This window comes from Corticimicrobacter populi (genome assembly GCF_003123725.1).
Classification (GTDB): Bacteria; Pseudomonadota; Gammaproteobacteria; order Burkholderiales; family Burkholderiaceae_B; genus Corticimicrobacter; species Corticimicrobacter populi.
Genome location: NZ_QETA01000006.1, coordinates 125559 through 146021 on the forward strand (window position 1 = coordinate 125559; position 20463 = coordinate 146021).

The window sequence follows — 20463 nt, forward strand, 5'->3', positions numbered from 1 at the left end:
TAACGAGCAGAATAATTTATGAAAATTGAATAATTCTGTTCAATATTTCTGTTTTTGGGAAATTTATCATGGCAACAGGGCCATCAATGCCTGCAGCGGTGCGCCAGGCTGATCGGTCCAGACCAGATGGGTACGGTTGAGACGCAGCCTGTCGGGCAGGGGGTGACGTTGCACGGCATTGCCCAGTACGGCATGGTCGAGCAGTTCGGTCGAGATAATGCCAATCCCCGTTGCGGCGGCCACGCAGGCGATGATGGCATGGTAGGAGCCGAATTCGAGTATCCGGCCGGGTGTCACGCCTTCTTCGGCCAGCCATTCCGTCAGGCGGCGACGATAAGAGCAGCCATGCGGAAAGACGACCAGGGTCTGGCCGCTCAGGTCGGCTGCACTGTGGATGCGTGGCGTACCCTGGGCCGAGATCAGCGTCAGGGTTTCATTGAAGGCGGGACGGCTGCTGAACCTGCCGGGTTCGAAGGGCTCAGCGATAAAGGCCGCATCGATCTCGAAGCGAGCCAGCATGCGCAATAGCGTGTCGGTGATCCCGGTCTGCAGTTCGATCGACATGCCAGGATGCTGCAGATGGAAGGTCGAGAGCAGGGATGGCAGGCGTGCACCGGCCGTGCTTTCGAGCGAGCCGAGTCGCAGGGTACCGTGGGTGGTGCCATTGCGGACCTCCTGCTCGGCCTGTTCTGCCAGCAACAGCAGGCGTTCGGCGTGGCCCAGCAGGGTCTGTCCGGACTCGGTCAGGGCGAGGCTGCGTCCTTGCTTGCGGAACAGGGCAACGCCCAGGCGTGCCTCGAGTTGCTTGATGCGGGTCGTGATATTGGACGGAACACGATGCAGGCGGGCGGCCGCACGCGCGATACCGCCCTCGCGGACCACGCAGCGGAAAATGTCCAGATCATCCAGGTCCATGTTTCTCATATTGAGAATTGTAGGGCCTGATGGTTCAGTATTGGCAGATCAGGTCGGCAGCAGGGCCGGATCATCGGTGCGGAACCAGCCGGTCAGGCTCCAGCGGGGCTGGGTGCAGGGCAGGACTTCATGCGGGATCAGGTCGCTGCGAAACAGCAGCAGACGGCCGGCCAGCGGTTCGAGACGGTGGAATTCGCGTTCGGGATCGTCAGCTTCGAACAGGCGCAACTCGCCACCGTCGCCAGGTTGCCAGTCGGGATTAAGGTACAGCAGGATGGTGATCATGCGATAAGGCATGCCGCGATGCTGGTCCATGTGCCGGGCATAGCCCATGCCGGAGTCGTAGCGCGCGTAGTGCATTTCCAGGTGGCGTAGGCCCAGGTAGAAATGCCGGTTGAGCAGCGTGCGCAGTTCGTCGGTCCAGGCCAGGAATTCGCTGCTGGCCGGTTGCCGATTGTCGTGGTCCAGCCAGCAGATGGTGTCGCCGCGTATTTCCGGATGGCGGCCTTCCTGCTGTTGTCGTCCGATGCGGGCAGCATGGAATTCGCCCTGTTGCCAGCGCTGCATGCCTTCCGTGCGTAAACGATGTGTCAGTTCCGGCGGGATGATGTCGTCCGACATGGCCCAGCCCTGGGTTTCTAAGAGATCGAGCAGCGTATCAAGCGGCTGCGTCATGATCCATCCTGCTCAGCGGAAACACCGGAACGACTCGAATCGCAGTCTCCTTGCCACAGCGCCATGATGTGGCCGCAGCATCAGAAAATCGGTAGATGGGGAGCGAATTTTATCTGAAAAAAAACCGGCCACAGAGGATTTTCTGCAGCCGGTATGGTCAGTGCCAGGACGATCGTTCGGTCAGGCTTTCTTGGCGTGCCGGTTGCGGTAGCCTTCCAGGAATGTGGCGATGCGCCCGATGGCTTCGCGCAGGTCCGGCTCGTGTGGCAGGAAGACGATGCGGAAATGGTCGGGATGGGGCCAGTTGAAACCGGTGCCCTGTACCAGCATCACGCGGGTGGCCTCCAGCAGTTGCACGAAGAACTGGCGGTCGTCCTGGATCGGATAGATCTCCGGGTCCAGGCGGGGGAACATGTACAGCGTGCCATGCGGCTTGACGCAGGTGACGCCCGGGATGGCGGTGATCAGCTTGTAGGCCAGGTCGCGCTGGCGACGCAGGCGGCCACCCTCGCAGACCAGGTCATTGATGCTCTGGTAGCCGCCCAGGGCGGTCTGTATCGCCCACTGGCCAGGCACATTGGCGCACAGTTTCATGTTGGCCAGCATGTTCAGGCCCTCGATGTAGTCGCTGGCGAGGCTCTTGTCGCCCGAGACGATCATCCAGCCGGCCCGATAGCCACAGGCTCGATAGCTCTTGGACAGCGAGTTGAAGGTCAGGGTCAGGACATCCGATGACAGGCTGGCAATGGCCGTGTGCCTGGCTCCGTCATACAGCACCTTGTCGTAGACCTCGTCGGCCAGGATGGCCAGGCCATGCTCGCGTGCGATCTTGATGATGCCCTGCAGGACGCTGTCGGGATAGAGCACGCCGGTGGGGTTGTTGGGGTTGATGACCACGATGCCCTTGGTGCGGGGTGTGATCTTGGCGCGGATATCCTCCAGGTCGGGAATCCAGCCCTTGCTTTCGTCGCACAGGTAATGCACTGGCGTGCCGCCGGACAGGCTGGTGACGGCGGTCCACAGCGGATAGTCGGGGGCGGGCAGCAGCAGTTCGTCGCCGTCGTCGAGCAGGGCATTGGTCGCCATGGCGATCAGGTCCGAGGCACCGTTGCCGAGGTAGATGTCTTCCAGGCCAACACCCTTGATGCCCTGCGCCTGGGTGTAGTGCATCACTGCCTTGCGCGCTGCGAAGATGCCCTTGCTGTCGGAGTACCCTGCCGAGTTGGGCAGGTTGCGGATCATGTCCTGCTGGATTTCCTCGGGGGCATCGAAGCCGAATACGGCCAGGTTGCCGATGTTTAGCTTGATGATTTTCTGGCCCTCGTCCTCCATCTGTTTGGCGCGATCCATGATGGGGCCGCGGATATCGTAGAGAACGTGGGCGAGCTTGCTGGATTTGTGGATGGGCTTCATGGAAATGGCCTGCGGCATCGGGCCGCCGAAAGGGCGGAGTCCGCTTCGCGAGGAAGCGGACCGTAATCGCATATTGTGCCACCTGCGCCCGCAACGGCATATAGGCCGTTGGTCGGGGCAGACCATGAGGCCGGCAAATGCGCAACGATCAGGCGTCAGGTAGCCCGATGAAGCGATCTGCCGAGGGGATCAGGCCTGAGCGCCATCCAGGGCCTGCTGCAGGTCAGCGATCAGGTCGTCGACGTGTTCCAGTCCGATTTGCAGGCGTACCAGGGCATGCGGTGCCAGCGTCCAGTAGCCGTGCGGAGCGATCAGGGAGGGTTCGACCAGTTGCACCAGGCTTTCGAAACCGCCCCACGAGAAACCGATGCCGAACAGCGTGAGCGCATCGACGAAGCGCCGTGCTTGCGCCGGTTCGAGCGCCAGCGCCACCGACAGCATGCCGTTGGAACCATGGAAATCGCGTTGCCACAGCGCATGGCCGGGATCGTCGGGCCAGGCGGGGTGAAAGATGCGTACCGTCTCGGGGCGGCTGGCAAAAAAGCGGCAGACCTCGAGCGCGTTGCGGGCGTGCTGCTCCAGGCGTAGTGGCAGGGTACGTGCGCCGCGCAGTGCCAGCCAGACGTCGTCGGCGCTGACCGAGTAGCCCAGCGCGTAGTGGGCCTTGGCCAGTCGGGCAGCGGTTTTGGCGTCGTTGGTGGCGACCGCACCCAGCATCACGTCGGAGTGGCCGGCGATGTACTTGGTGGCGGCGATGACCGAGACCTGCGCGCCCAGATCGAGCGGACGGTACAGATAACCCGAGCCCCAGGTGTTGTCGCTGGCCAGCACCAGGTCATGTTGCTGTGCGAAGGTGGCCAGCGCAGGCAGGTCCAGGGTTTCGAACAGCAGCGAACCGGGCGATTCGACGTACAGCAGGCGGGTATTGGGACGCACCAGCGCGGCCAGGTCGTCCTGTGCGGAAAAGTAGGTGACCTCGATATTCATCCGCTCCAGCAGGGAGTGGTCCAGGATGCGGGTCGGCCCGTAGACGCAGTCGGCCACCAGCGCATGGTCGCCGGCATCGAGCAGGGCCATGAAGGCCAGCGTGATGGCGGCCATGCCGGAGGGGGCGATGTAGCTGTGCGTGGCGTTTTCGAGTTCGCAGATCAGGTCTTCGAAGGCGCGGTGCGTGTCCAGGCCCTGACGGCCGTAGGCGGCGATCCGTTCGCCGCTGGCGCGTCGTGCGATGGCCCGGTCGAGCGCGTCCAGGCTCTTGAAGCGGACGGTGCTGGTACGGATGGAGGGCAGGCTGACCGGCGCGGACTCCGTGGCAGGGTCGAACGGCGCGCTGCCGGTGTGCATCAGGCGGGTATCAATGTGGTGTGTCTTGTTCATGCGAAGCATGATAGCGGGCACCTCGCATTGGCGCCACTGCCGTCAGGGCAGATCCACTATCTATATTCCGCCGCTATGCTCACAGCGCGCAAGGATCGGCGGATTCTGCTAGCCGGGGGCCGGCAGGAACAGCAATGCAGGTGTCTCCAGCAGGCGTCGCAGCTCCTGGATGAAGCGCGCTGCATCCATGCCATCCACGACGCGGTGATCGAAGGACGAAGACAGGTTCATCATGCGGCGCACTTCGATCCGTCCGTGACGTACCACCGGGCGCTCGACCTGCCGGTTGACCCCGACGATGGCGACTTCGGGATGGTTGATGATGGGGGTGCTGGCAATGCCGCCCAGGGCACCCAGGCTGGTCAGGGTCAGCGTGGAGCCTGACAGAACTTCGCGGGGCAGGCGCGCTTCGCGTGCGGCATGCGACAGGCGCGTGATCTCCGCGGCATTGCCCCACAGGTCACGCGATTCCGCATGGCGCAGGACCGGGACGACCAGGCCGCCGGGGGTCTGAGTGGCGATGCCCAGGTGCAGGGCCGCGTGGCGGGTGATGATGCCGGCCTCGTCGTCGTAGCAGGCATTGATCTGCGGAAAGGCCTCGGTGGCCCGCGCCAGGGCCTGGATCAGGAATGGCAGCAGGGTGAGCCTGCCATGTGTTGCGCTGTATTCGATATTCAGCGCTTGTCGCAGTGCTTCCAGATCGGTCACGTCGACCTCTTCGACATAGCTGAAATGCGGAATGCGCTGCATGGACGCCTGCATTTTCTCGGCGATCCGGCGGCGCAGGCCGATGACCTGGATCTGTTGCGTGCCGGTGCGTACCGTGGGGCTGGTTGCGGCGGTAACAGGAGGCGGGTTGGCCGGTGTAGCGTGTGCCGGGTGGCCGGCGGTGCCATGCGGTGGGTGTGTGCGTGCCAAGGCCGTGTCTATGTCGCTGTGAACGATACGCCCGCTTGGGCCGCTACCCTGGAGTGCATGGAGATCGATATCATGTTCACGCGCCCGACGGCGTATGGAGGGCGAGGCTAGGGGGCGCGGGTGGGTGGCCTGGCGACAGGCTGCTGCCGGCTCAGGTTCGACAGATGTAATGGGGCTCGGGCAGGTTGCCTGAGGGGAGGTGGGATCCTGTTGGTTAGTGGGGACGGCCACAGGCTGTGTGGGTGGGGCGCTGTCGTCCGCCAGTTCGATATGGATCAGCGGGGCACCGACGGCGATCATCTCGCCCAGTGTGCCGCACAGCGTTTGGACCCGGCCATTTACGGGTGAAGGAATCTCGACGGCTGCCTTGTCGGTCATGACTTCGGCCAGCGGCTGGTCTTCACTGACCTGGTCTCCTTCGCGGACGTGCCAGCCGACCAGTTCGACCTCGGCAATACCTTCGCCGATGTCCGGCATCTTGATGGTGTGGATGGGCATGCCTCATTCCTCCATGACGCGTCGCAGCGCGGCGGCAATGCGGGCCGGCGATGGAAAGTAGGCCCATTCCTGCGCATGCGGGTAGGGGGTGTCCCAGCCCGCGACACGCTCGATGGGCGACTCCAGCGAATAGAAACAGTGCTCCTGCATGAGCGCCGCCAGTTCGGCACCGAAGCCGCCCGTGCGCGTGGCTTCGTGCACGATGACGCAGCGCCCGGTCTTGCGCACGGAGGCTGCCAGCGGTTCGATGTCGAGGGGCCACAGGGTGCGCAGGTCGATGATCTCGGCATCGATGCCGCTTTCTGCCACGGCGGCGGCTGCCACGTGCACCATGGTGCCGTAGGTCAGGACGGTCGCGGCCTGGCCGGGACGATGGATGGCTGGTACGCCCAGTGGCACGCGGTAGTAGCCCTCGGGCACGTCACTCATCGGATGCTTTGACCAGGGCGTGACCGGGCGGTCGTGGTGGCCGTCGAAGGGGCCGTTGTAGAGCCGCTTGGGTTCGAGGAAAATGACCGGGTCGTCACTCTCGATGGCGGCGATCAGCAGGCCCTTGGCATCGTAGGGGTTGGAAGGCATCACCGTGCGCAGGCCGCACACATGGGTGAACAGCGCCTCGGGACTCTGGCTGTGGGTCTGGCCGCCGTAGATGCCTCCACCGCAGGGCATGCGGATCACCATCGGGGCGGTGAAGTCGCCGGCCGAGCGGTGGCGCAGGCGTGCGGCTTCGGACATGATCTGGTCCGAGGCCGGATAGAAATAGTCGGCGAACTGGATTTCCACCACGGGGCGCAGGCCGTAGGCCGCCATGCCGATGGCCGTCCCGACGATGCCGCTTTCGGACAGCGGCGCGTCGAAGACGCGGGTGCGCCCGTGGCGGGCCTGCAGGCCTTCGGTACAGCGGAATACACCACCGAAGTAGCCGACGTCCTGGCCGTACAACACGACGTTCTCATCCCGTTCCAGCATGATATCCATGGCCGAACGCAGGGCCTGGATCATGGTCATGGTCGCCATGGCTCAGCCCTCCAGTTGTGCGCGTTGCTGCACCAGGTGCGGCGGCAGGTCGGCATAGACGTCTTCGAACAGGTCGGCTCCCGGATCGGGGCGGCCATCGCCGAGGGTGCCGTGGCGTTCGGCCTCCTTCTGGGCGGCCAGTACTTCGGCTTCGATGTCGCGCAGAGCCGCTTCATGCTGCGTATCCGACCACAGACCCTGTGCGGTCAGGTGCCGTCGCAGTCGTTCGATGGGGTCGCCCAGAGGAAAGTGAGTCCAGTCGTCGGCAGGACGGTACTTGGACGGGTCATCCGAAGTGGAATGTGGTCCGGCCCGGTAGGTGACCCATTCGATCAGGGTCGGGCCGGCATTGCTGCGTGCGCGTTCGGTAGCCCAGCGCGAGGCGGCCAGCACGGCCAGCAGGTCATTGCCATCGACCCGCAGCGCGGCAATGCCCATGCCGACGCCCCGCATGGCAAAGGTGGTGGTTTCGCCGCCGGCGATCGCCTGGAAAGTGGAGATGGCCCACTGATTGTTAACGACGTTGAGAATGACCGGTGCCCGATAGACCTGGGCGAAGGTCAGCGCCGTGTGGAAGTCCGCTTCGGCGGTCGAGCCGTCGCCGATCCAGGCCGAGGCGATGCGTGTATCGCCCTTGATGGCCGAAGCCATGGCCCAGCCTACGGCCTGGACGAACTGGGTGCCGAGATTGCCGGAAATGGAGAAGAAACCATGAGTCCTGGAGGAATACATGACCGGCAACTGGCGGCCCAGGAGCGGGTCACGGCTGTTGGAGAACAACTGGCACATCATGTCGGTCATGGGCATGCCGCGTGCCAGCAGGATGCCCTGCTGGCGGTAGGTCGGAAAGCACATGTCGTCGGCGTGCAGCGCCAGGGCCTGGCCGATGCCGACGGCTTCCTCGCCCAGGCTCTGGACGTAGAAGGAGGTTTTCTTCTGGCGCTGGGCAATGACCATGCGGGCATCGAAGGCCCGCGTCAGCAGCATCAGGCGCAGGGCATGCAGTAGCAGGCCGGGATCGGCCTGTGGATCCCAGGGGCCGATCGCCTGGCCGTCGTCATTGAGTACGCGGATCAGTCCGTCGGCCAGCGGCAGCGTGTCGCGATAGGGCGTATCGATGGGGGGGCGAGGCAGCGAGCCTGCCGGGCTCAGCCTGAGGTAGGCAAAGTCGGTGCGCTGTCCGGGCCGGCCGGAGGGCTCGGGCACGTGCAGGCGGAGTGATCCCTGTGATGCGGTCATGGCCTTGTCTCCTGCGCAGATTGTGTCTGGCTTGCATGGATGTCGCCGCGTATCGCGGGATGCCGGTACGGGCGACTGTGGCCGTGTGCGCCGGATGGGCGAGGCGGCCACTGTTATGAAGGCACTGTATCAGAGAAGGGCGGGACGAGGCAGTAGGGGGAAACCTGGTGTGGAGAACGCATGGGCCGGCGAGCCTGATGCGTTGGCAACTGCCTGGACTCAGGACTGGTGAGGAGATGTTGGCTTGCGGTTCAGATTCTGCACCAGTGTCGTGATATACACCGTGAAAATCGGGAAGGTCGTCATCCCGATGACAGCCAGCACGGCGGTGGCAATCTTGCCGGTGGTCGTGACCGGCACGATGTTGGAGCCTAGCGTCGTGACCGTCATCGCGGCCCACCAGAGGGCATCGCCGTAGTTCTTTACCAGGGGGTTGATGTTGGCTTCAAAGATATAGAAAGCCAGTATCTGGAAATAGCAGAGCACCAGAAAAATCGCGATATAGGTCACGAACAGGCTGTTGATGCGATTCTTGATTGTCATCCGAGTCAGGATGACCAGGGCCACGCCGCCGCGCACGATGGGCAGCAGGCGCAGCAGGTAGCTGGTTTCGTCGGACAGCTCTACGGCGAAGTGCGCCAGCAGGCTCTGATAGGGGATATACAGCAGCAGCAACGGGAGATTGCGCAGCAGATAGCGACCCTTGTGCTCCGCGTAACACAGCATGACGAACAGTTCTGCCAGGAAATACAGGCATACCCACAGCTGTATGTCGTTGTAGATCTGCTGCTCGAACATGGTCGGGCTGGTAAAGGCTTCCACGGACATGCTGATGACCAGCGCCAGCGAAAGCACGATGCCCATGATGTTGGAAATATCGGTGGCCAGCGTATGCCAGCGAGATCGGGCGGAAGGGGAAACGGAGGTCATGTCGCGTGTCGGTATCAGGCATGGACCGAGGTGTTCCCGGCCGCGCAGTCGCATCTTACCGCAGCCGGCAGGCCGTTTCCCTGCACTATAATGATTGATTGTCTTTACATTCCCCTGTCGGAGTTCCCTTCATGCGTACCTGCTACACCGGTGAGGTTTGCCGCGATCAACTGGGTCAGATCGTCACCCTTTTCGGCTGGGTGCATCGTCGCCGCGACCATGGCGGTGTGATTTTCATCGACCTGCGCGACCGAGCCGGACTGGCCCAGATCGTGTGTGATCCCGACCGTGCCGATACTTTCGCGACGGCCGAGAGCCTGCGCAACGAGTTCTGCATCCGCATCACCGGCCTGGTGCGTGAGCGTCCGGCCGGCACCACCAATGCCGACCTGAAGTCGGGCGAGATCGAAATCCTCTGCCATGACATCGAAATCCTGAACGCATCGGTCACGCCGCCGTTCCAGCTCGACGATGACAACCTGTCCGAGACCACGCGCCTCACGCATCGCGTGCTCGACCTGCGTCGTCCGCAGATGCAGCGCAACATGATGCTGCGCTATCGTGTGTCGATCGAAGTGCGCAAGTACCTCGACGAACTGGGGTTCATCGACATCGAGACTCCGATGCTGACCAAGAGCACGCCCGAAGGCGCGCGTGACTACCTGGTGCCGTCGCGCGTCAATGCCGGTCATTTCTTCGCGCTGCCGCAATCGCCGCAGCTCTTCAAGCAAATGCTGATGGTGGCCGGTTTCGACCGTTACTACCAGATCACCAAGTGCTTCCGCGACGAAGACTTGCGTGCCGATCGCCAGCCCGAGTTCACCCAGATCGACTGCGAGACCTCGTTCCTCAACGAAACGCAGATTCGCGAGATCTTCGAGGGCATGATCCGTCATGTCTTCAACAAGGTCCAGGGCGTGTCGCTGCCGGCAGAGTTCCCCGAGATGACCTGGCAGGAAGCCATGGATCGCTTCGGTTCCGACAAGCCCGACCTGCGCGTCAAGCTCGAGTTCACCGATGTGACCGACGTCATGAAGGATGTCGACTTCAAAGTGTTCTCCGGTGCGGCCAACATGGTCGGCGGCCGCGTGGTGGCCCTGCGTGTGCCGGGCGGTGCCCAGCTCTCGCGCAGCGAGATCGACAGCTACACCCAGTTCGTCGGCATTTACGGTGCCAAGGGCCTGGCCTGGATCAAGGTCAACGAAGTGGCCAAGGGCCGCGAGGGCCTGCAGGCACCCATCGTCAAGAACATCCATGATGCTGCGCTGGCCGAATTGCTCAAGCGGACCGAAGCCCAGGATGGCGATCTGATCTTCTTCGGCGCGGACAAGGCCAAGGTAGTCAACGATGCCATCGGCGCACTGCGCGTCAAGATCGGTCACAGCGAGTTCGGTCGCAACAACGGCTTGTTCGACAATGTCTGGAAGCCGCTGTGGGTGGTCGACTTCCCGATGTTCGAATACGACGAGGACGACAACCGCTACGTGGCGGCGCATCATCCCTTCACCAGCCCCAAGGATGGCCACGAGGATTTCCTCACCAAGGATCCCAGCAAGGCGCTGGCCAAGGCCTACGACATGGTGCTCAACGGCTGGGAAATCGGTGGCGGCTCGGTGCGTATCCATCGCGAGGAAGTGCAGAGCAAGGTGTTCCGCGCCCTCAAGATCGACGAACAGGAAGCTCGCGAGAAGTTCGGCTTCCTGCTGGATGCGCTGCAGTACGGTGCGCCTCCGCACGGCGGGATTGCCTTCGGCCTGGATCGTATCGTCACCATGATGACCGGTGCCGATTCGATCCGCGACGTGATCGCCTTCCCCAAGACGCAGCGCGCCCAGTGCCTGCTGACCGCAGCGCCTTCGTCCGTGGATGAAAAGCAGCTGCGCGAACTGCACATCCGCCTGCGCCAGACCGAAGTCAAATAACCCTTCGTGGGCTGCGGCTCCGGCCGCAGCCGGGCCGCCTATGTCCATCCTGCGGGTCGTCAGCTACAACATCCACAAGGGCCGCTCCGCACTGGGCGGCAGGGAAAGCCTGTACGACGTGCGGCTTGGCCTGTATGGTCTGCAGCCGGACCTGGTCTTTCTGCAGGAAGTGCAGGGGCGCAACGCCCAGAGCGGCATTCTCGATGCCCAGCACGAGGCGCTGGCCGCCGGCCTGCAGTTCGAGGTGGCCTACGGCCGCAATGCGGTGCGTCGGGAAACCGACCACGGCAATGCGCTGCTGTCGCGCTACCCCATCATCGGTTTCGAAAACCAGGACATCTCCGATCATGCGCTCGAGCAGCGCGGGCTGCTGCATGCCAAGGTGTTCGTGCAGGAAACCGAGGTGCATTGCTTTGTGGTGCACCTGGGACTGTTCGCTGTCAGTCGGGTGCGTCAGGTGCAGGCGCTGGCCGACCGTATCGAGCGGCTGGTGCCGGCGAATGCACCGGTGCTGATTGCCGGCGATTTCAACGACTGGACCAACCGGCTGTCGCCCCTGTTCGTGCAGCGACTGGGGTTGCACGAGGTGTTCTCCTACGCGCAGCACACATCCAATATTGGCATGCCGCGACTGCGGGATTCCGTGAAGGCGCTGCGCCAGGCATTGCAGCGTGGTGCCGGTTTGAGCCGTGCGCATCAGCGTAGTCACCAACTTGGCCATGAGGGCGGCTACGAGCCGTTGCCGCCGCCACGCACCTTCCCGGCGGCTTTCCCCTGGCTGCGGCTGGATCGCATCTACCAGCGCGGCTTTGCCGTACGCTCGGCGCGGGTGCTGCGCGGCAAGCCATGGACGCAACTGTCGGACCATGCCCCTATCGTGACCGAGCTTGAATTGCCCTGAGCGGATGCTGTCCGAATTGAAGCGTCATGTGCAGTCCTGTGGCGACTATGCGCCCGTCACGCACCGGCACGGCCTGTCGGAAAGCCTGGTGGTAGATATCGACACTGATCATCGGCTGGGCCGCTTCACGGCCTGGAATGATGGCTCATGCGTGCTGGAAGTCATGGACGCTCGGGATGGCCACTATGTGCTCAATGAGCGGATGGACCTGTCGGGCAGCGCAGCGCTGGTGGCCGCGTTCCAGGTGTTTCTGCTGCAGATGGCGTGCCGGTGATGGCGTATTTAAGACAGGCAGTAAAAAATGAATGCTGAAGAGTTTGTTGAGGTGATCCGGCGAGAGGTCAGAGACTCGGCTGTAGAGGGGACTGTGTCCATTTTGACTGCTCCGCCGGGACGCAGGCCAGCCCCTGCCCTGCTCGCCATGTCGGCGTACTACAACAGCAAGAGCGCAGAAGAGCAGGCCATGATCAGGCATCTCCTGGAGGAGGTGGCTGATAGCGCTGTTTTTGGTTTTTTCTGTGTCCTGGATGGCGTCAGGGCGATCGAAGGCATGGGCGAGAAGGGCACATTGTCACTGACCTATAAAAAGGGTGACGTCGAGGTGTGTCTGAATATCGATGAGGACCTGCACGATTTCTATAATGCGGTCTGATTGATTCGGCTCTCATCGTCGGGATTGACGGCCGGGTTGTCCGGCGGCTCATTGCTGCAACACTCAATCCGGCAGGTTCTTCATCTTGATGCGGGTCGAGGTCCAGGCGCACAGCAGGGCCAGCGCGATACAGCAGGCCAGGCCGGTACGGATGCCGGACTCGATTGTCAGGCGTGCGATCACCAGGCCCAGCACAGTGACCCCGACCGCGCTGCCGGTGCTGCGGGCGGTCTGTACCAGGGCAGAGCCCAGGCCGATGTCGCGCCGGTCGCTCAGCATCTGCATGATGAGGGTCAGGTTAGGGAGCAGAAAGCCCAGACCCAGGCCGCTCACGAAAAACGCCAGCAGGATGTAGGCAATCGGACTGCCCTGGCCGATGAACAGCGTCATCAGGCAACCGGCGGCCAGCAGCAGCGAACCGAATACCAACAGGCGTTGCGGTTCGGTCTGGCGAGGAAAGATCCGGCCATTGATGATGCTGCCGATCGGGATGGCGACGACCAGGGGCGTGATCAGCAGGCCGCTGGCCCCCGGTTCGTAGCCCAGCGCCTGTTGCAGCAGCAGAGGGCTGTAGTAGATCAGGATGAACATGGTGGCACCTACGTAGACGGATACCAGCGTCAGCAGGCGGGTCTGGCGCAGGGCCAGGATGCGCAATGGAAAGATCGGCCAGGCCAGACGCCGCTCCAGCGGAATCAGTACGGCGAGGGCGGCCAGACCGCATGTCAGCAGGATCAGGGCCAGCCAGGGATGGCTGTGTTCGCCGGGAGCCAGGCCCAGTTCGAGGGCGGCCAGGGGCGCACCCAACGCCAGTGCCAGCAGGCCCGCGCCGCGCCAGTCGATGCGACGTTCAGGATCGTGCCGGGGACGGAAATCCGGGAAAAAACGGAACAGCAGCACGAAGGCTGCCAGTGCCGTGAGCGGGGTGACCAGCAGGAAGGTGGCACGCCAGCCCAGTGCTTCGGTGATGGCTCCGCCCATGAAGGGACCGATACCGCTGGCGACCGCATAGGCGGCTGACAGCATGGCCATCCAGCGCACGCGCTGGCCCGTGTCGGGAAAAAGGTCGGCTGGCGCGGCAAAGGCGGTCGCGATCATCATGCCGCCGCCGACACCCTGCAGGGCACGCCACAGAACCAGTTGCGCCATATTCTGCGCGGTGGCGCACAGCAGCCCGCCCAGCGCGAGGATGACCACCGAGGCCAGCATCAGCCGCTGGCGGCCGTACATGTCGCCCAGCCGTCCGAAGATCAGAATGGCGATCGATGTCGAGAGCATGTAGCCGGTGCCGACCCAGGCGTACAGGTCCATGCCGTCGAGCGCTTCGGCCACGCGTGGCAGCATGGTGGCGATGATGGTGGAGTCGAAGGCTGCCAGGACCAGTGTGGCCGAGACGCCGAGCATGGCCATCAATAACTGGCGACGGCTGAGCTCCGCCGGTGACGTACAGGGCGCGTCAGTGGCGGTGGAAGAATCTGATGGAGTGGGCATAAGGTTGGATGGCGAGCAGGGCGCATGCGCGGTGCCCGACAAAAATTTCGCTAGAATGGCGGGTAATTATGAGCGCTTCCATGACCCGAATCCTGATTGTACGCACATCATCGCTGGGCGATCTAGTGCATATGTTGCCAGCCATTTCCGATATTGCGCGGCATGTTCCCGGTGCCAAGATCGATTGGGTGGTCGAAGAAGCCTTTGCCGAAATCCCCGGCTGGCACCCTGCCGTGCGCCATGTCATTCCGGTGGCGCATCGGCGCTGGCGCAAGGACTGGTGGTCGGCACGCTCCCGTTCCGAGCGGGCCGCATTGGCGGCACGCCTGAAGGTCGAGCCTTATGACGTGGTGCTTGATATGCAGGCTCTGCTCAAGTCCGTCTGGATGGTACGGCTGGCCAAGGGGGTGCGCCATGGCCTGGACTGGAAATCTGCTCGCGAACCCCTGGCGACCTTGTTCTATCAGCGTCGTCACCGGGTCGAGTTCTGGCAGCCCGCCGTGACGCGCCAGCGCAAGCTGGCGGCACAGACGTTCGGCTACCACTACGAAGGCGAACCCGATTTCGGCCTGTCCCAGTTCTTCCGGCCCGAAGCAGGCAAAACGGTCGATGGGGTGGCACCCTATGCCGTGATCATGCCGTCGGCCAGCCGGGACGACAAGCTCTGGCCCGAGGCGGACTGGCACGCGGTCTTTGACCGCCTGGCGCTGGCCGGGCTGGATCTCAGGATATTGTCGGGCAATGCGCGCGAAGCCGAGCGGGCCCAGCAGCTCGTGGCTGGTCGTTCGCGTGTCGAGGTCGTGCCGCGCATGACGCTGACCGAAACGGCGCGGCTGTTGAGTGGCGCTCGCCTGATGGTGGGCCTGGACAGCGGGCTGACCCATCTGTCGGCAGCGTTGGCGCGCCCGACCATCGGCATCTATCGAGCGTCCACGCCGGTGCGCACGCCGCTGGTCGGCGCAGCCTACACAGCCAGTCTGGGGGATCGTGGCCTGTCGCCGTCACGCGACCAGGTGCTGCAGGCGGTCGAGCAGGCGCTGGCTTTTGAGTGATGGCTCGCTTTTTCTATTCCCTACTGCTTTATGTGCTGGCACCACTGGTCTGGCTGCTGCTGGCTCGTCGGGCACGCCGTTCGGGCGGGCGATGGCAGGTGATGGGTGGCGAGCGCTTTGGCCGCTATGGCGATCATGTATTGCCACAGGGCGCGGTCTGGATGCACGCCGTCAGCCTGGGCGAGACGCGTGCGTCCGAGCCATTGGTGCGTGCATTGCTGCTGGCCGGTCAGACGGTGGTGATGACGCACATGACGGCGACAGGTCGTGCCGAGGGCGCGCGGCTGTTTGCGCAGGCCATCGAGCAAGGCCAACTGGTGCAGCTTTGGCAGCCCTATGATTTTCCAGGCGCAACGCGGCGCTTCATGCAGGCGCTGCGACCCCGTTGCGGTGTATTGATGGAGCGGGAGATCTGGCCCAATCTGCTCGCCGCAGCCGAACAGGCGCGGGTGCCGATGGTGATGGTCAGCGCCCGGTTCTCGGCATCCAGCCTGCGGCAGGCGCTGCGTTTTCGGGCATTGCTCGGGCCTGCGCTGGCGAGCCTGGATGACGTGCTGGCGCAGACGGAAATGGATGCGCAGCGGCTGCGCGAGGCAGGAGCCCGGCAGGTCAGCGTGATGGGCAATCTCAAGTTCGACATGGGCTTGCCGGAGCCGTTGCTGGCGGCTGGTCATGCATGGCGTCGTGCGCTGGGTCGCCCGGTCGTGTTGCTGGCCAGTGCGCGTGATGGCGAAGAGCAGATGCTGATCGATGCGGTGAAGGTGGCGATGCCGTCGAGCGGGGCTGCAATGCCGGTGACGCAGGCAGGAAACGTACGGGTCGCTGTTGCCTCGTCAGCAGAAAGTGTGGCACAGACGCCGCTCTGGCTGGTCGTGCCGCGTCATCCGCAGCGTTTCGACGAGGCTGCGGGTATCCTGGCCGGGCTGGATGGCACACTGCTGCGGCGTTCGACACTGGGAACGCTGGAGCGGATGGCCGAAGGCCACGAGGATGATATGCAGGCCCTGCGCAATGCCACGGTTCTGCTGGGGGATTCGCTGGGCGAGATGCCGTTTTACTATGCTGCGGCCGATGTGGTGCTCATGGGAGGCAGCTTTGCACCCATGGGCGGGCAGAACGTGATTGAGGCCTGTGCCGCCGGTGCGCCTGCCGTGGTGGGGCCGAATACCTGGAATTTCGAGCAGGCCGTGGTGGATGGCTGTGCCGCCGGTGCTATCGAGCAGGTGCCGGATTTGCCGCTGGCTCTGGCCGTGGCGCAGTCCTGGATAGACCAGTCATCAGAGCGTGCCCGGCGTGCAGCGGCGGCACGCGAGTGGGTGGCTGCGCATCGCGGTGCGACCGAGCGGGCGTTGAGGGTGCTGGCTGCCTATTTCTGAGACGCTTTTGAATGGTACGGCTATGACAAAACCGTCACATCCCTTACCCAGCCTGCCTGTCTGAGGCCTAAAGTCAGTGTCCCTGTCACTCACGGGACACACGTCATGAATCTGCAGGACCAGTATTATCGCCGCCTGTTCAGCAGTCCGCTGATGGTGCGCGCGCTGTTCGCAGGGATATTGCCGCCAGGGTTGCTGGACCTGGTGGATCTTGGCACATTGGAGCCGTTGCCTACCGACTACGTCAGTGACAGACGTCGGCAGCGCCAGGGAGATCGTCTCTGGCGCGTCAGGCGGCGTGATGGTCAGATGCTGTACCTGATTATCATGCTGGAGCATCAATCTGGTACAGACCGGATGATCAGTGTACGGGTCATGGGCTATTGCGCCTTGATGTATGAGGACCTTGCCATGCGTCGTTTGCTTGGTCCTTCGGGACGGTTGCCGATCATTCTGCCCATTGTGCTGTACAGCGGTGCTCGACGCTGGCGTGAGCCACGTCAGGTATCAGAGTTGATGGATCCCGCGCCACCGGAGCTGACGCCCTATCAGCCGCAGATGCGCTACCTGCTGCTGGACGAGGGGGCGTTGGCTGATGCCGATGTCTTGCCGGCGGACAATCTGGTGAGTGCCCTCTTTCATCTGGAGCACAGCCGTAGTATTGAGGAAACGGCGCAATTGCTGCACACTGTGCTCAGACTGACCGACTGCGCGCAAGGACAGGAGTTGCGCCGGGTATTCGGAGCCTGGGCACGGCATGTGCTGCTGCCACGAGCGGCACCTGCCACGGCCACGTTGCCGGATACCGAAGATTTACAGGAGATCACCCTCATGATGGCAGCGCATCCCCATGATTGGGGTCATAAGTGGCGACAGGAAGGCGAGGCACTCTTGCTGGCGCGCCAGTTGACACGCAAATTCGGCCCCTTGTCCGAGGAAGTGCAGCAGCGTATTCGTCAGGCAGGTACCTTGCAGCTTGAGGCGTGGTCCATCAATCTGCTGGATGCAGAAACGCTGGAGGCGGTGTTTTCAGGCACCGACTGATCCTGCAGTACGGTTGTGGCGATGCCTACGAACCACTCTGGCGTGTGTTCGGTTCTTTTCGTACCGTGATTGCATCGGCCCGGATTTCCTGCGAGGCATAGCCCGGCGAGCGCTGTTGCAGTTCGGGGGGCGTGCCCAGCCAGCCCTGGCCGTAGCCATAGAGGGCCAGGTTGCCGAGTACCAGTAGAAAGAACAGGCTACGCATGGGAAGACTCCTGCAACAGATAGGCGACGCCTTCGAGCGACAGGTGTTCATGATAGTGCAGTTCGGGAGACGGCTTGCCCAGCAGCGTGGTTTCCGTGCGCAGCAGGGTTTCCATTTCGCTGGCCAGCGCAGGCCAGGCTCCACCGGTCACGACCAGGTGGGGAGGCTGGCCATAGCGTTGCAGGCCAAGCAGCCACTGGCGCAGCAGCGCACCACACTGGGCAGCGTAGATGCCGGAGATAATACCGTTGTGGGTATCCTGCGGATAGTCCTGGGCTTCGCCGGAGGCCACTGGCAGCAACTCGGTGCCCTGGGCCAGGGCATGGCGCATGAGTGCCGTGCCAGGCAGGATCAGGCCGCCCACGAATGTGCCGTCGGGACTGATGGTATCCAGCGTGGTGGCGGTGCCGAAGCCGGCCAGTAGCAGCGGTTGCGCCAGGTGACGCCAGCGCTGCCAGGCACCCAGTTGTGCTGCCCAGCGGTCGGCCCCCAACTGGGTGGTCTGCAGGTAGCCGTTGGTCAGGCCGAGTGCCTGTTGCGCAGCTTTGCGCCAGATCAGGCTGCAGCCATGCGTATCGAGCGTGCGCGACAGATAATCATTGATGCGGTGGTGCGTGACACTGACACCCAGCGCCCGTTCCGGCGTGTAGGGCAGCGTGCGCAGCCAGCCGGTGAACACTTCCGGCAGGTCGGCATGGGGGCAGGCCATGATGTGCTCGATGCAGGGCGGCTGTCCGGGAACCGTGTCCTGAGCCAGCCAGCCCAGTTTGATGCGGGTATTGCCGGCGTCTATCAGTATGCTCATGAATGGGTCCGTACGGAAATCTCGCCGATCGACACGGGATGGATGCGGCCGTCTTCGGTTTCTACCTGCAGGCAGCCCTGGTGGTCGATGCCCGCCGCCGTGCCGCTCAGCAGCACATGCTCGCGGTCGATGACGTTGATGGCGCGGCCACGCAGGGCATCGATGGCGGCAAAGCGGGCGTCGACATCGCCCAGGGTGCCGTGTTCGAATTCAGCGACGGCCTGTTGCCAGGCCTGGGCCAGGGACGCCACGATCATACAGGCATCCTGCGGTGCAGGTGTGGGGGCGGTGCTCAGTATCTGGCTCCAGTCGGCCACTTCGCGTCCCAGGTGAAGACTGGTTTCTGCGGCATCGGCCAGATTGATGCCGATGCCCATGACCACCAGGAAACCCGTGCCCATGCGCATCGATTCGACCAGGATGCCTGCCAGTTTGGCCTGGCCGAATTGCACGTCGTTGGGCCATTTCAGGATAATGTCGTGGCGTGCCGGGGCGGGTGCAATCCGGCGCAGCGTTTCGCAGGCGATCATGCCGGCCAGGAATGACAGAAATGGCAGGCGTGCGGCCGGGGCCTGGACCTCGAACCCGCACGAGAACATCAGCGCGGCACCGGCCCGATTGCGCCAGGGGCGTCCGGCCCGGCCACGTCCGGCCTGTTGCAGGTGTGTGCCCAGCAGCCAGGGCAGGTTGCCCGCATGCCCCTGGCGACCGCGCAGCAACAGGTCGGCATTGGTCGAGCCGGTCTGCGCCAGCCAGTCCAGGTGGCCGAAGCCGGGCAGCAGCGCAGCCAGCCCGGCCTGCTGTTGGGCGGGATCGGGCAGCAGGACAGAGGCCTCTGGAACATGCATGACAGTCTCGACGCGTTATGATGTGACAAAATTTTCGACCGATATTGTATGGTGAACTCGCCACAGCCTTCAGACAGTCTGCCCAGTGGTCCTGCCCTGCATTGCGACGGGCAGGCTTGCCGCGTGGTGGGTGACTGGACGGCCCAGGGGTTGTCGGATCGCCGCAAGACCCGCAATCTGGACCAGCGGCTGCAGCAACAGGCCGATGGCGTGGCCTGGGATCTGTCTGCCGTGCGGCACCTGGATTCGGTGGGGGCGCACATGCTGTGGCGGGCCTGGGGCAATACGCTGCCCGCGCGGGTGACGCTGACCGATCTGCAGCGTGATGTATTCGACATGCTGGCGCGTTTTCCGGTCGTGGTGCCGCCTGAGCCGATAGTCGATCACTGGCGTCATGTACGCCGGGTCGGTGACCGGGTCTATGAAGGCGCGCGTGCCGCTCAGGACATGCTGGCGCTCTTCGGGCAGGTCATGCTGGATCTGTTGCGGATGCTGCGTTTCCCGGCCAGGGGGCCGTGGCGCGAAATCTCTGCGCAGGTCTATCACACCGGTACGCAGGCGCTGGGCATCACAGCATTGGTTGGTTTTCTGATCGGTGTCGTCCTGTCTTATCTGTCGGCCCAGCAGCTCAAGCTGTTCGGTGCCGATCGTCTCATTGTCACGCTGCTGGGGGTGTCGATCACTCGTGAACTGGGTCCGGTGCTGGCTGCCATCCTGGTGGCAGGCCGCTCCGGATCGGCCATTACGGCGCAGATCGGCGTGATGCGGGTGACGCAGGAACTCGATGCCATGCAGGTCATGGGAATTTCACACAGCCAGCGGCTGGTATTGCCTCGCATGCTGGCACTGTCGATCACCATGCCGCTGCTGGTGCTGTGGACGGATGCCATGGCACTGCTGGGCGGCATGATCGCTGCCCAGCTGGAACTGGGCATGTCGATACGCTGGTTCCTGCAGGAACTGCCCAATGCGGTTGCGTCGGCCCATTACTGGATCGGGCTGGGCAAGGGCGTGACCTTCGGCATGATGATTGCCCTGGTGGCCTGCTTCTTCGGCTTGCGCATCGAACCCAATACCGAGAGCCTGGGGCGGGGCACCACGGCATCCGTCGTCACGGCCATTACGGGTGTGATCCTGCTGGATGCGATTTATGCGGTGATCTTCAGCCGATTGGGCATATAGGTC

20 protein-coding genes are annotated in these 20463 nt (G+C 63.4%); 8 read left to right on the forward strand and 12 right to left on the reverse strand.

Annotation, left to right across the window (positions count from 1 at the left end; genetic code table 11):
* Nucleotides 1-66: 66 nt before the first annotated feature.
* From DD235_RS13620 to DD235_RS13655, 8 genes are all read right to left on the reverse strand, one after another.
* Nucleotides 67-915 (reverse strand): LysR family transcriptional regulator, encoded by an 849-nt coding sequence (locus DD235_RS13620; protein ID WP_109062650.1) that lies wholly within the window; start codon nt 913-915, stop codon nt 67-69.
* A 48-nt stretch (nt 916-963) separates the two neighbouring features.
* Nucleotides 964-1590: a 2OG-Fe(II) oxygenase gene (locus DD235_RS13625; RefSeq protein ID WP_109062651.1), complete on the reverse strand. Its 627-nt coding sequence runs from the start codon at nt 1588-1590 to the stop codon at nt 964-966.
* 180 nt (nt 1591-1770) lie between these two features.
* A complete protein-coding gene (locus DD235_RS13630) occupies nt 1771-3003 on the reverse strand; it encodes a pyridoxal phosphate-dependent aminotransferase (protein ID WP_109062755.1) in 1233 nt (410 codons plus the stop codon).
* Between the two features lie 189 nt (nt 3004-3192).
* Nucleotides 3193-4380 (reverse strand): cystathionine beta-lyase, encoded by a 1188-nt coding sequence (metC, locus tag DD235_RS13635; RefSeq protein WP_109062652.1) that lies wholly within the window; start codon nt 4378-4380, stop codon nt 3193-3195.
* Between the two features lie 108 nt (nt 4381-4488).
* A complete protein-coding gene (locus DD235_RS13640; RefSeq protein ID WP_109062653.1) occupies nt 4489-5796 on the reverse strand; it encodes a dihydrolipoamide acetyltransferase family protein in 1308 nt (435 codons plus the stop codon).
* A 3-nt stretch (nt 5797-5799) separates the two neighbouring features.
* The gene (locus tag DD235_RS13645; protein ID WP_109062654.1) at nt 5800-6813 is read right to left on the reverse strand and encodes an alpha-ketoacid dehydrogenase subunit beta; all 1014 of its coding nucleotides are present in this window, start codon (nt 6811-6813) and stop codon (nt 5800-5802) included.
* Nucleotides 6814-6816: 3 nt separating this feature from the next.
* The gene (locus DD235_RS13650) at nt 6817-8052 is read right to left on the reverse strand and encodes a thiamine pyrophosphate-dependent enzyme (protein ID WP_109062655.1); all 1236 of its coding nucleotides are present in this window, start codon (nt 8050-8052) and stop codon (nt 6817-6819) included.
* 219 nt (nt 8053-8271) lie between these two features.
* On the reverse strand, nt 8272-8982 hold the full coding sequence (locus DD235_RS13655) for a potassium channel family protein (protein ID WP_239990156.1): 711 nt from the start codon (nt 8980-8982) through the stop codon (nt 8272-8274).
* A gap of 131 nt (nt 8983-9113) precedes the next feature.
* Here DD235_RS13655 and aspS point away from each other — a divergent pair, with 131 nt between their 5' ends.
* From aspS to DD235_RS13675, 4 genes are read left to right on the forward strand one after another with little or no spacing between them, the layout of a single operon-like run.
* Entirely contained in the window at nt 9114-10904 is a 1791-nt protein-coding gene (gene aspS, locus DD235_RS13660; protein ID WP_109062656.1) for an aspartate--tRNA ligase, read from the forward strand.
* 40 nt (nt 10905-10944) lie between these two features.
* Nucleotides 10945-11805, forward strand: a complete 861-nt coding sequence (locus tag DD235_RS13665; protein WP_109062657.1) for an endonuclease/exonuclease/phosphatase family protein — start codon at nt 10945-10947, stop codon at nt 11803-11805.
* Between the two features lie 4 nt (nt 11806-11809).
* Nucleotides 11810-12079: an immunity protein TriTu family protein gene (locus tag DD235_RS13670; RefSeq protein WP_204524244.1), complete on the forward strand. Its 270-nt coding sequence runs from the start codon at nt 11810-11812 to the stop codon at nt 12077-12079.
* Between the two features lie 27 nt (nt 12080-12106).
* The gene (locus tag DD235_RS13675; protein WP_109062658.1) at nt 12107-12457 is read left to right on the forward strand and encodes a hypothetical protein; all 351 of its coding nucleotides are present in this window, start codon (nt 12107-12109) and stop codon (nt 12455-12457) included.
* 63 nt (nt 12458-12520) lie between these two features.
* Here the strand turns inward: DD235_RS13675 and DD235_RS13680 are convergent, their stop codons facing one another.
* Entirely contained in the window at nt 12521-13948 is a 1428-nt protein-coding gene (locus DD235_RS13680; RefSeq protein ID WP_420810469.1) for an MFS transporter, read from the reverse strand.
* Between the two features lie 80 nt (nt 13949-14028).
* Here DD235_RS13680 and waaC point away from each other — a divergent pair, with 80 nt between their 5' ends.
* The 3 genes from waaC to DD235_RS13695 all read left to right on the forward strand — a co-directional run bounded on the left by waaC (nt 14029) and on the right by DD235_RS13695 (nt 17420).
* Nucleotides 14029-15000 carry a lipopolysaccharide heptosyltransferase I gene (waaC, locus tag DD235_RS13685; protein WP_109062660.1) on the forward strand — a complete coding sequence of 324 codons (972 nt, stop codon included), beginning with the start codon at nt 14029-14031 and terminating at the stop codon, nt 14998-15000.
* Nucleotides 15000-16376 (forward strand): 3-deoxy-D-manno-octulosonic acid transferase, encoded by a 1377-nt coding sequence (locus DD235_RS13690; protein ID WP_109062661.1) that lies wholly within the window; start codon nt 15000-15002, stop codon nt 16374-16376. The genes waaC and DD235_RS13690 overlap by 1 nt, the downstream gene beginning before the upstream one ends.
* A gap of 105 nt (nt 16377-16481) precedes the next feature.
* Nucleotides 16482-17420, forward strand: coding sequence for an Rpn family recombination-promoting nuclease/putative transposase (locus DD235_RS13695; RefSeq protein ID WP_109062662.1), 939 nt, complete (start codon nt 16482-16484; stop codon nt 17418-17420).
* A 25-nt stretch (nt 17421-17445) separates the two neighbouring features.
* Here DD235_RS13695 and DD235_RS13700 read toward each other — a convergent pair whose 3' ends face one another.
* Genes DD235_RS13700 through DD235_RS13710 form a run of 3 tightly spaced genes read right to left on the reverse strand, consistent with a single transcriptional unit; the run spans nt 17446 to nt 19278 of the window.
* Complete coding sequence (locus DD235_RS13700; protein WP_109062663.1) at nt 17446-17625, reverse strand: hypothetical protein; 180 nt, start codon at nt 17623-17625, stop codon at nt 17446-17448.
* Nucleotides 17618-18430, reverse strand: coding sequence for a type III pantothenate kinase (locus DD235_RS13705; protein WP_109062664.1), 813 nt, complete (start codon nt 18428-18430; stop codon nt 17618-17620). Before DD235_RS13705 ends, DD235_RS13700 begins: the two co-directional genes overlap by 8 nt.
* On the reverse strand, nt 18427-19278 hold the full coding sequence (locus DD235_RS13710; protein WP_109062665.1) for a biotin--[acetyl-CoA-carboxylase] ligase: 852 nt from the start codon (nt 19276-19278) through the stop codon (nt 18427-18429). Before DD235_RS13710 ends, DD235_RS13705 begins: the two co-directional genes overlap by 4 nt.
* A gap of 48 nt (nt 19279-19326) precedes the next feature.
* Between DD235_RS13710 and DD235_RS13715 the strand changes: the two genes are divergently transcribed.
* Nucleotides 19327-20460 (forward strand): MlaE family ABC transporter permease, encoded by a 1134-nt coding sequence (locus DD235_RS13715; protein ID WP_109062666.1) that lies wholly within the window; start codon nt 19327-19329, stop codon nt 20458-20460.
* Nucleotides 20461-20463 lie beyond the last annotated feature (3 nt).

What these genes read in the sequence shown, in the direction of transcription:
- DD235_RS13695 (WP_109062662.1), top strand. Translation starts at nt 16,482, where the DNA reads ATGAATCTGCAGGACCAGTATTATCGCCGCCTGTTCAGCAGTCCGCTG.
- DD235_RS13710 (WP_109062665.1), bottom strand. Translation starts at nt 19,278, where the DNA reads ATGCATGTTCCAGAGGCCTCTGTCCTGCTGCCCGATCCCGCCCAACAG.
- DD235_RS13705 (WP_109062664.1), bottom strand. Translation starts at nt 18,430, where the DNA reads ATGAGCATACTGATAGACGCCGGCAATACCCGCATCAAACTGGGCTGG.
- DD235_RS13625 (WP_109062651.1), bottom strand. Translation starts at nt 1,590, where the DNA reads ATGACGCAGCCGCTTGATACGCTGCTCGATCTCTTAGAAACCCAGGGC.
- DD235_RS13700 (WP_109062663.1), bottom strand. Translation starts at nt 17,625, where the DNA reads ATGCGTAGCCTGTTCTTTCTACTGGTACTCGGCAACCTGGCCCTCTAT.
- DD235_RS13715 (WP_109062666.1), top strand. Translation starts at nt 19,327, where the DNA reads ATGGTGAACTCGCCACAGCCTTCAGACAGTCTGCCCAGTGGTCCTGCC.
- DD235_RS13645 (WP_109062654.1), bottom strand. Translation starts at nt 6,813, where the DNA reads ATGGCGACCATGACCATGATCCAGGCCCTGCGTTCGGCCATGGATATC.
- DD235_RS13650 (WP_109062655.1), bottom strand. Translation starts at nt 8,052, where the DNA reads ATGACCGCATCACAGGGATCACTCCGCCTGCACGTGCCCGAGCCCTCC.
- DD235_RS13675 (WP_109062658.1), top strand. Translation starts at nt 12,107, where the DNA reads ATGAATGCTGAAGAGTTTGTTGAGGTGATCCGGCGAGAGGTCAGAGAC.
- aspS (WP_109062656.1), top strand. Translation starts at nt 9,114, where the DNA reads ATGCGTACCTGCTACACCGGTGAGGTTTGCCGCGATCAACTGGGTCAG.
- DD235_RS13620 (WP_109062650.1), bottom strand. Translation starts at nt 915, where the DNA reads ATGGACCTGGATGATCTGGACATTTTCCGCTGCGTGGTCCGCGAGGGC.
- metC (WP_109062652.1), bottom strand. Translation starts at nt 4,380, where the DNA reads ATGAACAAGACACACCACATTGATACCCGCCTGATGCACACCGGCAGC.
- waaC (WP_109062660.1), top strand. Translation starts at nt 14,029, where the DNA reads ATGACCCGAATCCTGATTGTACGCACATCATCGCTGGGCGATCTAGTG.
- DD235_RS13655 (WP_239990156.1), bottom strand. Translation starts at nt 8,982, where the DNA reads ATGACCTCCGTTTCCCCTTCCGCCCGATCTCGCTGGCATACGCTGGCC.
- DD235_RS13665 (WP_109062657.1), top strand. Translation starts at nt 10,945, where the DNA reads ATGTCCATCCTGCGGGTCGTCAGCTACAACATCCACAAGGGCCGCTCC.
- DD235_RS13690 (WP_109062661.1), top strand. Translation starts at nt 15,000, where the DNA reads ATGGCTCGCTTTTTCTATTCCCTACTGCTTTATGTGCTGGCACCACTG.
- DD235_RS13640 (WP_109062653.1), bottom strand. Translation starts at nt 5,796, where the DNA reads ATGCCCATCCACACCATCAAGATGCCGGACATCGGCGAAGGTATTGCC.
- DD235_RS13680 (WP_420810469.1), bottom strand. Translation starts at nt 13,948, where the DNA reads ATGCCCACTCCATCAGATTCTTCCACCGCCACTGACGCGCCCTGTACG.
- DD235_RS13630 (WP_109062755.1), bottom strand. Translation starts at nt 3,003, where the DNA reads ATGAAGCCCATCCACAAATCCAGCAAGCTCGCCCACGTTCTCTACGAT.
- DD235_RS13670 (WP_204524244.1), top strand. Translation starts at nt 11,810, where the DNA reads ATGCTGTCCGAATTGAAGCGTCATGTGCAGTCCTGTGGCGACTATGCG.